The organism is Thermovibrio guaymasensis (assembly GCF_003633715.1).
Lineage (GTDB): Bacteria > Aquificota > Aquificia > Desulfurobacteriales > Desulfurobacteriaceae > Thermovibrio > Thermovibrio guaymasensis.
This window is the reverse complement of the sequence record NZ_RBIE01000001.1, coordinates 428629-440620: the sequence shown is the minus strand read 5'-3', so window position 1 is coordinate 440620 and position 11992 is coordinate 428629. Positions and strand designations below refer to the sequence as shown.

General features: G+C 43.6%; 11 protein-coding genes. 8 read left to right on the top strand and 3 right to left on the bottom strand.

The genetic code is table 11. The features are described from left to right. Both C7457_RS02445 and C7457_RS02440 read right to left on the bottom strand, forming a co-directional pair. Positions 1-1065, bottom strand: coding sequence for a carboxylate-amine ligase (locus tag C7457_RS02445; protein ID WP_170137328.1), 1065 nt, complete (start codon positions 1063-1065; stop codon positions 1-3). 41 nt (positions 1066-1106) lie between these two features. Then, entirely contained in the window at positions 1107-2249 is a 1143-nt protein-coding gene (locus C7457_RS02440; RefSeq protein WP_121169853.1) for a cation:proton antiporter, read from the bottom strand. 49 nt (positions 2250-2298) lie between these two features. Here C7457_RS02440 and truA point away from each other — a divergent pair, with 49 nt between their 5' ends. The 8 genes from truA to C7457_RS02400 all read left to right on the top strand — a co-directional run bounded on the left by truA (position 2299) and on the right by C7457_RS02400 (position 11292). Further along, positions 2299-3051, top strand: coding sequence for a tRNA pseudouridine(38-40) synthase TruA (gene truA / locus C7457_RS02435; protein WP_121169852.1), 753 nt, complete (start codon positions 2299-2301; stop codon positions 3049-3051). 29 nt (positions 3052-3080) lie between these two features. After that, on the top strand, positions 3081-4661 hold the full coding sequence (gpmI, locus tag C7457_RS02430) for a 2,3-bisphosphoglycerate-independent phosphoglycerate mutase (protein WP_121169851.1): 1581 nt from the start codon (positions 3081-3083) through the stop codon (positions 4659-4661). 42 nt (positions 4662-4703) lie between these two features. Then, the gene (locus C7457_RS02425) at positions 4704-5102 is read left to right on the top strand and encodes a rhodanese-like domain-containing protein (protein WP_121169850.1); all 399 of its coding nucleotides are present in this window, start codon (positions 4704-4706) and stop codon (positions 5100-5102) included. A 77-nt stretch (positions 5103-5179) separates the two neighbouring features. Beyond that, a complete protein-coding gene (ileS, locus tag C7457_RS02420) occupies positions 5180-7945 on the top strand; it encodes an isoleucine--tRNA ligase (protein WP_121169849.1) in 2766 nt (921 codons plus the stop codon). A 1-nt stretch (position 7946) separates the two neighbouring features. After that, the gene (gene radC, locus C7457_RS02415; RefSeq protein ID WP_121169848.1) at positions 7947-8618 is read left to right on the top strand and encodes a RadC family protein; all 672 of its coding nucleotides are present in this window, start codon (positions 7947-7949) and stop codon (positions 8616-8618) included. Further along, positions 8611-9576 (top strand): D-glycero-beta-D-manno-heptose-7-phosphate kinase, encoded by a 966-nt coding sequence (gene rfaE1 / locus C7457_RS02410; protein ID WP_121169847.1) that lies wholly within the window; start codon positions 8611-8613, stop codon positions 9574-9576. The genes radC and rfaE1 overlap by 8 nt, the downstream gene beginning before the upstream one ends. Continuing rightward, positions 9566-10492, top strand: coding sequence for a TIGR00269 family protein (locus tag C7457_RS02405; protein WP_121169846.1), 927 nt, complete (start codon positions 9566-9568; stop codon positions 10490-10492). Before rfaE1 ends, C7457_RS02405 begins: the two co-directional genes overlap by 11 nt. Beyond that, positions 10486-11292, top strand: a complete 807-nt coding sequence (locus C7457_RS02400) for a menaquinone biosynthetic enzyme MqnA/MqnD family protein (RefSeq protein WP_121169845.1) — start codon at positions 10486-10488, stop codon at positions 11290-11292. Before C7457_RS02405 ends, C7457_RS02400 begins: the two co-directional genes overlap by 7 nt. Here the strand turns inward: C7457_RS02400 and C7457_RS02395 are convergent. Then, on the bottom strand, positions 11273-11989 hold the full coding sequence (locus tag C7457_RS02395) for a hypothetical protein (protein WP_121169844.1): 717 nt from the start codon (positions 11987-11989) through the stop codon (positions 11273-11275). The genes C7457_RS02400 and C7457_RS02395 overlap by 20 nt on opposite strands. Between the last annotated feature and the right edge of the window lie 3 nt (positions 11990-11992).

Here is an 11992-nt window from a genome sequence, read left to right as displayed (position 1 = left end):
TTAAACCTCCAAAAGGGAAAGCTTAACAAGTGGTTTTAAATCTCCACTCCTCTTAAAAGCTTCAACCTGAAGCTCAGCCAAAGTCGGCTCTGTAGTCAACTTCTCAAGGGTCCTAGCTCCTTCCCTCAGCCCCCCAAAGTGCTTGGTAAAACTACTTACAATTTCAAGGAGCTTTGTTCCCACTTTTACCTTTCTACCCCTATCTATGAAGTAACCGTTTATGCCGTAACGGGCTGCACTCCACCTATTCTGAAGGTGGACCTGGTGGTAGTAGGGAGAGAGCCTCTCCTTAAAGGAGAGAGAACCTAACATAACTGCAAGGTTTAAAAGGCCGGCAATTCTCTCTTTTGAAGGGATAGAATCACAAATCCTGAGCTCAACAGTCCCAAAATCCGGCCTCGGCCTTACGTCCCACCACACGTCCTTTAAACCCTCAACTGTTTGGGTCTCCTTTAAGATAGAAAAGAGATCAAGAAACTCCTCATACGAAGAAAACTGCTGCGGAACACCTGCCCTTGGAAGTTGCTCAAAGAGTTTGCTCCTGTAAGAGTAAATCCCCGTATTCCTCCCCCTAAAGAAAGGAGAGGAGACAGATAGGGCAAGGAAGAGTGGAGAGTACTCAACAAAAACGTTATAGGCATTTATCATGCTCTCTTCATCTGGAAAACCTACATGAATGTGAAGTCCGTAAATTAAAAAGTTCCTTAAAATCTCCTGAAACTCTTCAAGTAATCTAAGGTACCTATCATTTTTAGTTACTCTAACACTTTCAGGTTTGGCAAAAGGGTGGGTTCCGGAGGCTGAAAGGAGAAAGCCCCTCTTCCTTCCCAAGTCTAAAACTCTCTTAACTTCATTAAAAACTTCCTCAACCGCACTCTCTGGAGTCTCATGGGGAGAACTAACAAACTCCAACATTGAGTCTAGGAATTCCTTCTGGATGAGAGAAGAGCTGATGGATCTAAAAATTTCCGATGAAGAGCTCTTTAGAGAAAAATCGCTAGAATTTACTATCTGAACCTCAAGCTCAAAGCCAACAGTCAAAGGCTTAGAGGGAGAAAACTTCAAAAAAACCTCACAATATTTCTTTCCAATTCTACCAGAAAGCCTCAAATCTTAAATATATCCTCAAGGAGGTCATCACTGGTCTCGTGGGGAAAGCGGTTAGATATAACTGAGGCAACAAGGGACGTTGACACTATTATTAGAAGAAGAGCAACGTAAGTCTCTTCATCAATTAAGCCTGCTTCAAGACCAAAAACAGAGGCCACTATACCGAAGGTCAACCTCATGTTAAAGAAGAGTCCGGCAAGTTTGTAAACAGCACTCTTAAAGAGGTTAGCAGTTGCATATACTGTTCCAACGTACTTAGTTACAAAGGCTATTGACCCTAAAAAGAGGGCTAAGAAAATAACCTTTAAAGAGACTACAGAGAGCTTCACAGAGTAGCCGGCCTTAAAGAAAAAGAAGGGAGCCAAGAAACCGAATATTAAAGCCCTTATCTTCTTCTCTATAACTTTATCCTTCCTAAAGAGCTCTGCAAAGAATATTCCCGTAGTAAAGGCAAGGACCGCTTCGTTAATGTGAACTTGCTCAGAGAGAAAACCAAGGGCGACAAGGACTATCACTATAAACCTGGTCTTAAACTCAATCTGATTTCCGCTGTACCTTTCAAAAAGCTTCTCACCCCACTTTGGAAGACGGAACAGAAGAAGGACGAGAACAGCTGTAAAGATCAAGTTATATACGTTTATTCCCTCAAACAGAAAGCTCATCGTTAACATACTTGAAATGTCAACAACCATAGCACCTGCAAGTAGAATTTGACCGGCAGGGTAGTTCAAAAGTCCCTTCTCCTTCAACAGGGGATAAACGAGGGCTAAGGAAGTTGTAGAGAGGGCGATTCCAATAAGTACAGAAGCCTCAAAGGAGTAGCCGAGTATATAGTGGGAGAAGTAGAAAACGCTCACTAAGGGGAAGAAGTAAGAGGAAAACCCTATAAATAGGCTCTTTAAACAGTGCTTCCTTAGGAGCTCCGGATCTGTTTCTAGCCCTGCAAAGAACATTAAACCTAAAAGGCCTAGGTTTGAGAGGAAGTCTATCCAGGGAAGGTCTCCCAACTTTAAGAAGTTTGAAGCAAAAGTTCCTGCAAGGATTTCAAAGATTGAAGAGGAAAAGCCAATCTCAAGGGCCCCAATTCCTGCAAGTATTATTAAAACGCTTACAATTAGACTCTCAGTTTGAACTTTCAAGTTAAACCTCCTTTAAATTAAGAGGAAAGATACCAAATGGGAGGAAGAGTTGCGGAATTTGAAACTTACAGTTGAGTACTTAGGAACTAACTACTACGGCTGGCAGGTTTTACCTGATAAACCAACAGTAGCAGGTGAAATAATAAAGGCTTTAAGAACAATTTTGAAGGAAGAGGTAAAGCTGGTAGGAGCAAGCAGGACAGATGCAGGAGTCCACGCAAGGGGTCAAGTTGCAAACTTTAAGACCGAAAAAGAGATACCAAAGGAGAGACTAATAAGAGGACTAAACGGTCTCCTACCTCCCGATATTAAAGTAACTAAGATTGAGGAAGTCCCTTTAGACTTTGACTCAAGGAGGAACGCAAAGGGAAAGGAGTACCTTTACAGGATATTTAACCGTTCAATTCCTAGTCCCTTTGAGTACAGAAGGAGTTGGTTCTTTCCCTTTCCCCTAAATACTGAAAAGATGGCTGAAGCCTCCAGTTTTCTGATTGGAGTCCATGACTTTACCTCCTTCAGCAAAAAGGACAGGAGCAAAGAGGTTAACCCTATTAGGGAAGTAAATGAGATAAAGATTGAGAAAATCGGAAATACAATAGAGATAAGAGTTTGGGGTCGCTCCTTCTTAAGGCACATGGTTAGGGTAATGGTGGCAACCCTTGTAAAAGTAGGGGAGGGAAAGTTAAAACCTGAAGACGTAAAAGAGATTCTTGAAGGGAGGAACAGGGAGAGAGCTCCCTTCCTAGCACCTGCAGATGGACTTTACCTTGAAAAGGTCTTCTATGAAGACTATCCTTATTGAAAACAATTTTCATTTAACGAGAGGTGACTATGGCAGAGTTTGTAACTTTAATAATCCTTGACGGATTTGGATACAGTCCTGAGAAGGAGGGGAATGCAATAGCCCTTGCAGAAACCCCTTTCTGGGATTACCTGTGGGAAACGTACCCTAAAGGCCTACTAAAAGCCTCCGGAGAAGCAGTAGGACTACCTGAAGGACAGATGGGAAACTCTGAAGTCGGCCATATGAACATAGGAGCCGGAAGAATCGTTTGGCAGGACATTGTAAGGATTACCAAGGCCTTTAAGGAAGGGAAAGCCAAGGAAAATCCCGTTCTAAAGGAAATCTTTGAAAAGGCTAGAGAGGGTGGAAAGCTCCACTTTGTAGGCCTCCTATCAGACGGAGGAGTTCACAGCCACATAGAACACCTCTTTGCCCTTTTAGAGCTTGCAAAGGAGTTTGGAGTTAAGAACGTATGCATCCATCCAATTCTGGACGGAAGGGACACTCCCCCAAAAAGCGCAGAGAAGTACTTAAGGGCTTTAATTGAGAAAATCAAAGAGCTTGGAGTTGGAAAGATCGGCACGATGGGAGGCCGATACTACTACATGGACAGGGACAAACGTTGGGACAGAACGGAAATGGCCTACAACGCTCTCGTCCTCGGAGAAGGTTACCACTGTAAAGACCCAATTAAAGCCCTAATGGATGCATATAGAAGGGGGGAAACCGACGAGTTCGTTAAACCCTACGTAATTTCACCGGAGTGCTTAATTGAGGACGGGGACGTTGTCTTCTTCTTCAACTTTAGGGCCGACAGGATGAGACAGATAGTCTCAGCAGTAGGCCTTCCAGATTTTAAAGGGTTTAATAGAAAACAAGTCGTAAAGCCAAAGATGGTTGCAACTATGACCCTCTACGATGAATCCTTCCCATTTAAAGTTGCTTTCCCTCCTCAGGAACTTAAAAACGTGCTCGGAGAAGTAATATCAAAACTTGGCTACAAACAGCTGAGGGTAGCAGAAACTGAGAAGTACGCCCACGTTACCTACTTCTTTAACGGTGGAAGGGAGGAGCCCTTCCTAGGGGAAGAGAGGATACTGGTACCTTCCCCTAAAGTTCCAACTTACGACCTTAAACCTGAAATGAGCGCATTTGAAGTCGCCCAGAAAGTAGTTGAGGGAATAAAGAGCAGAAAGTACAGGCTAGTAGTTGTCAACTTTGCAAACCCAGATATGGTCGGCCATACCGGAAACCTTGAGGCAACCATTAAGGCAATTGAGGCTGTTGATAAGTGCTTGAAGAAAGTTGTAAAGGCAACCTTAGAGGAAGGAGGAATTGCCGTAGTTACGGCAGACCACGGAAACGCTGAGCAGATGGTTGACCCGGAAACGGGAGGTCCATGGACCGCCCATACTACAAACCCGGTTCCCTTTGTTGTTGTAAAGGGTCAGTGTGGTGCTTACGGCGTTAGGAGGAGGGAGAAAAAAGAAGTAAACCTTCCGGAAGCGTTTGGAGGAATCCCTGTAGTGGGAATTCTGGGGGACATAGCTCCCTCTATACTCTACATCCTAGGAGAGGAAATCCCCCCAGAAATGACCGGAGACGTAATCGTTGAAGGAGAATTCTAGAGAATTAGATTAAATCTAGAAACCAAATAAAAGGAGGGAGAGATGAGCATTGAAATCCTAATTGAAAACCTGAAGGAGGCCATCAAGGCCGACAAGGAAAAGCCCCTTTACGGAAACGTAGACCTCCACAGAGCAAGGGAGCTAATTAAGGAATTGGGAGCATTCGTCCTTGACGTTAGACCTCCTGAGCATGTAGAGAGGGAGAATGCCGAGGAAATAGGGATTCCCGGAGCAGTTTACATCCCTTATCCCGAGCTCCCCGAAAACCTTGACAGGCTACCTAAACCAAAAAACCACCCTATTTTAGTAGGATGTAAAACCGGAAAGTTGGCAAATAGAGTAGCTGGCTTCCTTGAAGCGATGGGATACGTTAACGTTTACGTCCTTGACGGTGACATTGACAACCTCATTGAGTGCCACAGGGCCCACACTGAGGGGTAGGGTTTCCTACCCCCTTCAAAAATCCCCCCTTCCCCAACCTCTGCTAAAATAGAGCCACCAACGGCAGGAGGAATGTAATGGCCGGTAAAGACTACAAGGAGACTCTTAATCTTCCCAAGACCCAGTTCCCCATGAGGGGAAACTTACCCAAGAAGGAACCTGAAATACTTAAGAAGTGGCAGGAAATTGGACTTTACAAAAAAGTTTTAGAAGAGCACAAGTGTGACGACAAGTTCATCCTTCACGACGGCCCACCTTACGCAAACGGCCACATTCACATAGGCCATGCCCTTAACAAAATCCTTAAGGACATAGTTATAAAGTCCAAGCTAATGCAGGGGTACCAAGTTCCCTTCGTACCCGGATGGGACTGCCACGGTCTACCTATTGAAAGGGCTGTTTTTAAGGAAATTAAGAAGAGGAAGGACGAAGTTGATCCGGTAGAAGTAAGGAAGAAGTGTAGGAACTACGCTGAAAAGTGGGTAAAGACTCAAAAGGAAGAGTTTATAAGGCTAGGAGTACTGGGAGATTGGGAAAATCCATATATAACTATGGATCCAAAATACCAGGCCGACATAGTAAGGGAACTTGGCAAGTTCTTTGAAAAAGGTCTAGTCTACAGGGCTAAAAAACCCGTTTACTGGTGCCCGTCCTGCGTAACTGCCCTTGCAGAAGCAGAAATTGAGTACTGGGAGGAGAAATCCCCTTCAATTTACGTTGCATTTAAGGTTAAGGATTTTCCAGAAGAGACCTACTTAGTTATATGGACAACAACTCCCTGGACTTTACCCGCAAACGTTGCAATTGCGGTAAACCCTGAACTTAAATACGTAATCCTGAAGACGGAAAAGGGGAACTTAATAGTTGCTAAAGAGCTCCTTAACGACTTTAAGGAGAAAACGGGCCTTGAAGGGGAGGTTATAAAGGAGTTTAAAGGAAGCGAAATTGAAGGGTTAACCTACACCCATCCCTTTATCGATAGAGAAGGTAAAGTAGTTCTAGCAGACTACGTAGCTTCAGATACAGGTACAGGACTTGTTCATATAGCTCCAGGACACGGAGAGGAGGACTACCAGGTTGGACTCAAGTACAACCTACCTATTTTAGTTCCCGTTGATGACTACGGAAGGTTTACGGACGAAGCTCCCCAGTGGTTAAAGGGAATGAAAATCTGGGAAGCAAACAAAGTAATAATTGAAAAGCTAAAAGAGCTGGGAAATTTACTCTACGCCGGAGAGATTACCCACTCCTATCCCCACTGCTGGAGGTGTAAGGGAAAGGTAATTTTTAGAGCTACACCTCAGTGGTTTATAGCCCTTGATAAAGGAAAACCAACCCTTAGGGAAACCGCCCTCAGTGAAATTGATAGGGTAAGTTGGATTCCAGAGTGGGGAAGAACGAGAATTAGAAATATGGTTGAAAACAGACCCGATTGGTGCATTTCAAGGCAGAGAATTTGGGGAGTTCCGATAGTTGCCTTTTACTGTAAAGGGTGCGGAGAGCTCATATACAGTAAGGAAATTGCAGAGAGGGTAGCTAACATATTTGAAAAGGAGAGTGCTGACGCCTGGTACGTAAAAGATGCTAAGGAGCTCCTGCCTTCTGGTTTTAAGTGTCCAAAGTGTGGCGGAGAAGAGTTTGAGAAGGAGATGGACATTTTAGACGTCTGGTTTGATTCAGGCTCTTCCCATGCAGCCGTCCTTGAAAGGAGAGTGGAGCTCTCCTGGCCTGCAGACCTCTACCTTGAAGGTTCAGACCAGCACAGGGGATGGTTCCAGGCTAGCCTATTAGAGTCTTGTGGAACTAGGGGGAAGGCCCCATACCGTTCAGTCCTTACCCACGGCTTCACCCTTGATGAGAAAGGTTACAAGATGAGTAAGAGCCTTGGAAACGTTATCTCTCCCCTTGACGTTATAAAGGAGTTTGGAGCAGATATCCTCAGACTCTGGGTTTCAAGTGAAAACTTCACAGAAGACGTAAGAATCTCAAAGAACATCCTAAAGGGCGTAAGCGATGCCTACAGGAAGATAAGGAATACGATCAGGTTCATGCTTGGAAACCTTTACGACTTTAACCCTAACGAATCACTACCTTACGATGAACTCCACGAACTTGATAAGTGGGCACTCAACAGGTTCTACCAGATTACAAATGAAGTAATAGAAGACTACGAAAACTACAGGTTTAACAGGATATTTAGGAAGCTCTACGAGTACTGCTCAAACGAGCTTTCTGCTATTTACCTTGATATAAGTAAAGACTCCCTGTACTGCGAACACCCAAATTCAAAGAGGAGAAGGAGTTCACAAACTGCAATTTACAGAATCCTCTACGGCCTACTTACCTTAATAGCTCCAATTCTCTCATTTACAGCGGAAGAAGCCTACTCCTACCTACCGGGAAGGGAAAAGGAGTCAATCTTCCTTGAGGAGTTCCCCGCCCTCTGTGAAAAAGTTGATGAGGAAGTACTCAGTAGGTGGAATACACTAATAAAGGTAAAAGGAGTTGTTAATAAAGCCCTAGAAGAAGCAAGGAAGAAGGAACTGGTAAACCATCCACTTGAAGCCAAGGCAAAGGTTTACGCAAAAGGGGAACTTTACGACCTGTTAAAGAAGTACGAAGAGGAACTACCCTTTGTATTTATAACTTCCCAAGCAGAAGTTTTACCAATTGAAGAGGCCCCAGAAAACGCAGTTGAAGATACAGAAACCTTGAAGGGCGTTAAGGTAGTAATTGAAAGGGCAGAAGGAGAGAAGTGCCCAAGGTGTTGGATGTACGCCCAGCTAATTGACGGCGTATGCCCAAGGTGTAGGGAAGTCCTCAAGAAGCTTGAAGGAGAGTAATTTGGATAGGATCAAGGAGCTCCCAGAGGAGGATAGGCCCCGAGAAAAGATTGAGAAGTTTGGAGCGGAGAGCCTTACCGACTCGGAGCTCCTTGCCGTCCTCCTTAGAACGGGAACTAACGGAAAGAGCGCCGTCACACTTGCAAGGGAACTCCTAAAGGAATTTGGCAACTTGAAGAAAATCTCTGAAGCCTCCCTTCAGGAACTTACCTCATTTAAAGGTCTGGGAAAAGCAAAGGCCATAACCTTAATAGCTGCATTTGAAGTTGGCAGGAGAGCCTCAAACAGCCTCAGCCCTAAAAAGGTAAAGTCCCCGAAGGACGCCTTTGAGGTAATAAAACCACTGGTTGATAAGTTAAAGGTTGAGGAACTCGGTATTTTAACCCTTAACTCGGCTGGAGAGGTCATTGGAATTCATAAAGTTGCAAGGGGCGGTTCAAACAGAGTCTCTGTAAGGGCAAAGGAAATTTTAAGGCCTGCCGTAAAGGACCTTGCAGAAGGAATAATCCTATTCCACAACCATCCATCCGGAAGTTTAAAGCCAAGCCCTGAGGATATTCACATAACGGAAAAGTTAAAGGAGGCCTGCAAAATTCTCGGGATAGAGCTCCTAGACCACATAATTGTTACGGAGGAAAACTTCTTTAGCTTTAAGGGGGAAGGACTTGTTTAATCCAAGGCTCCTAGAGAGCTTCGTAGGTAAAAAAATCCTCGTAATAGGCGACTTTATGCTTGACGAGTACATTGAAGGGAAAGTTGAGAGGATTTCCCCTGAAGCCCCCGTACCTGTAGTAGAGGCAAAAGGAATAGATATAAGACCGGGAGGAGCGGCAAACGTAGTTGCTAACCTCGTTTCTTTAGGAGCCTTTGCAGTTCCTCTAGGAGTAGTTGGAGGAGATGAGGACGGAAGGAAGTTAAAGGAGGAGTTAAAGAAGGTTGGAGTTCCGACAGAGACTCTAATAGAAGACCCTTCAAGACCGACTACAAAGAAAACCCGAATAATAGCCTCATCCCAACAGTTACTAAGGGTAGATTGGGAATGCAGAGAGGAGGTCACAAAGGAAGTAGAAAACAAAATCCTCTCATTCCTTTTAAACAACTACGAAGAGTTTGACGGAATAGTAATTTCAGATTACGGAAAGGGAGTAGTAACTAGAAATCTCTTCAAAGTTACAGGTAAGGTAAAGGAGAAAACTCCCATTTTCCTTGACCCAAAGGAGAAAAACTTTAAGGTTTACAAAAACGTTACAACGATGACTCCAAACATAAAGGAAACTTTTCAAGCTGTTGGAATTAGACCGGAAACAAATGAAGAAGCCGAAACAGCAGGAAAGAAGCTAATAGAGGAGTTCCAACTTGACTTCGCCGTTATAACAAGGAGTGAAAAAGGAATGTCGGTGATAACTAAAAGTAGAGTAAAACACATACCAACCAGGGCAAAACAGGTCTATGACGTAACCGGAGCAGGAGATACGGTAATTAGTACATTTGCCCTAGCCTTTGTAAGCGGAGCAGACCCCTTTACAGCAGCAGAAGTAGCAAACCTTGCAGCAGGAATAGTTGTAGGCAAAGTAGGAACTGCAACTGTTACACTTAACGAGCTGAAGGAGGCTTTAAAAAGTGCTCTGTAAAATCTGTAAGAGTAAAGGGAAAAGGGAAAAGGCAGTAATCTACCTCCGCCACCACAGACTTGCCCTTTGTAGAGAACACTTCATTGAGTGGTTTGAAAGACAGACAGAAAAGACGATAAAAGAGTTCAAAATGTTCTCAAGGAAGGAGAAGGTTTTAGTAGCAGTTTCGGGAGGAAAGGACAGCCTATCCTTATGGTTTGCCCTGAACAAGTTAAGGTACGAGACCTACGGCCTCCACATCTCCCTTGGAATTGAAAAGTGGGACTACTCAAAAAAATCCCTTGAGATCTGCAGGAAGTTCTCAGATAGAATTGAAAGACCACTGATAGTCTTTAACTTAAAAGAAGAGTTCGGCTATACTATTGAAGAAATAGCAAAGGGAAGTAAAAGGAAGGATGTCTGCTCCGTCTGCGGTAGCTTCAAAAGGTATCTAATGAATAAAATAGCAAAAGAAAAAGGTTTTAAAGTTGTCGCCACCGGCCATAACCTTGACGATGAGAGCGCACTTCTCCTATCAAACACGATCAGGTGGGAGGTTGGATATCTCGGAAGACAGAGCCCCGTTTTGCCTGAAGAAGGAGGTTTTGCAAGGAAAGTAAAGCCTTTCTGTTTCCTAACAGAGAAAGAAACAGTAAGCTATGCAATACTCAACGAAATTGAATATATGAAAACCGGATGTCCAAACGCAAAAGAGGCCACTTCAAGTCACTTTAAAAGGGCCCTAGCGTACCTTGAACACCAGATGCCAGGTACAAAGCTCAGGTTCTACAAAGAGTTTTTAAGGAAAGCTAAGCCTATCTTTGAAAAGGAAGTTAGAGGAAAAGTTGAACTAAACGAGTGTCAAGTCTGCGGAATGCCGACAACGGCTCCCGTCTGTTCAGTATGCAGAACACTTCAGAGGTTGAAAGAATGTTAAAAGTAGGAAAGATAGAGTACCTCAATACAGTTCCAGTTTACTACGGATTCGTTAAAGGAGAAGTCCCTTTAAATGGAATCAAGTTTACCGATGACGTTCCTTCAGAGTTAAACAGACTTTTAAGAGAAGGTTTCCTTGATATTTCGGTAATATCCTCCTACGAGTTCCTAAAGAATCAGGATAAGTACTTGCTTTTCCCTGACTTTTCAATATCTGCTAAGAAAAAGGTCATGAGCGTTCTCTTCTTCTCAACGGTTCCAATTCACCAGCTCCACAGGAAGGATGTCTGGCTCACAAAGAGCTCCATGACCTCAAAGGAACTCCTTAAATACCTACTAAGGGAGGTGTACGGAGTAGAACCAAACTTTCACTACTACTCTATGAAAGAGGACGAACTACCAACAAACCCCAAAGCCCTACTTGCAATAGGAGATGATGCTTTAAAGCTCCTCCACTCTAAACGCTATCCCTTCATATACGACCTAGCAGAGGAGTGGTTTAACCTAACAGAACTTCCCTTCGTCTTCGCAGTCTGGGCGGCCAGAAAGGATAGCTATAGAGAAAAGGAGAAGGAGATTAAAGAGTTCTACAAAAAACTCCTAAATTCAAGGAACATCGGAGAGAGATCCTACGAGGAAATATGTGAAAAGTACTCTAGAAAACTTAATTTACCAAAAGGGTTATGTAAAAAGTACTTAGAAACCCTTAACTTCCACTTAGGAAAGGAAGAACTGGAAGCCCTCAAAGTTTTCGGCAATAAGGTAGGCTTAAAGTTTAACCCTACGTTTGTAAAAACATAAGCCTGTTTCTTATCTCTTCCCTCTCCTCTTCTGTATCACCGTGGGAAGATATTACATCTACAAGCTCTTCATAGCTCCTTCCGGTAAGCTCCCACTCCTTAACAGAGTCCTCAAAAACGGAAGACGCCATTATTCCAAAGTACTCAGATAAAATAGAGAGGATTTTTTCCTCTAACTCTGGAGTTAAATTAAACTTCTCCTCATCCTCAGTAACTTCCTCCTTAGAAACCGACACCTGGTCTTCAATAAGGGGCTTAACCTTTGAAACTAGGAGTTCCTTTTGATCCTCTGAAAGGTCAGAAGTCAAGGCCTCAATAAAAGAAGAGACATCGCTGGCTGACTCAATGGCCTCATCAAGGACAAAAGCTGAAGCTATGCCAAAGAAGGGAGAAATCTCTATCAGCAAACGTTCATAGAGCTCTTGTGGAACAGAGAACTTCCTCTCAGAAGAACTAAGGGCTGGAACTTCCTTTTTCTTAAGGCCTCTTAATCTATCAAGAACATACCTATGGAACTTTTCAATTTCCTGATTCAGTTCCTCCTCTGAAACATCGGAAACTTCCTTCTCAAGCCTTTTAACAGAACGACCATCTTTAAAAATGGTAGTAACAATCTTTCCAGAAGACTTATAGTACTCTGTCTGTATGTGGTACACGCTCTTTCCCGCTTTAATATCCTCGTTTATTGACTTTGACATCCA

Bases quoted from the DNA above. Each gene is read 5' to 3' on its own strand.
- gpmI (WP_121169851.1), top strand. From the start codon at position 3,081: ATGGCAGAGTTTGTAACTTTAATAATCCTTGACGGATTTGGATACAGT.
- C7457_RS02425 (WP_121169850.1), top strand. From the start codon at position 4,704: ATGAGCATTGAAATCCTAATTGAAAACCTGAAGGAGGCCATCAAGGCC.
- ileS (WP_121169849.1), top strand. From the start codon at position 5,180: ATGGCCGGTAAAGACTACAAGGAGACTCTTAATCTTCCCAAGACCCAG.
- C7457_RS02400 (WP_121169845.1), top strand. From the start codon at position 10,486: ATGTTAAAAGTAGGAAAGATAGAGTACCTCAATACAGTTCCAGTTTAC.
- C7457_RS02395 (WP_121169844.1), bottom strand. From the start codon at position 11,989: ATGTCAAAGTCAATAAACGAGGATATTAAAGCGGGAAAGAGCGTGTAC.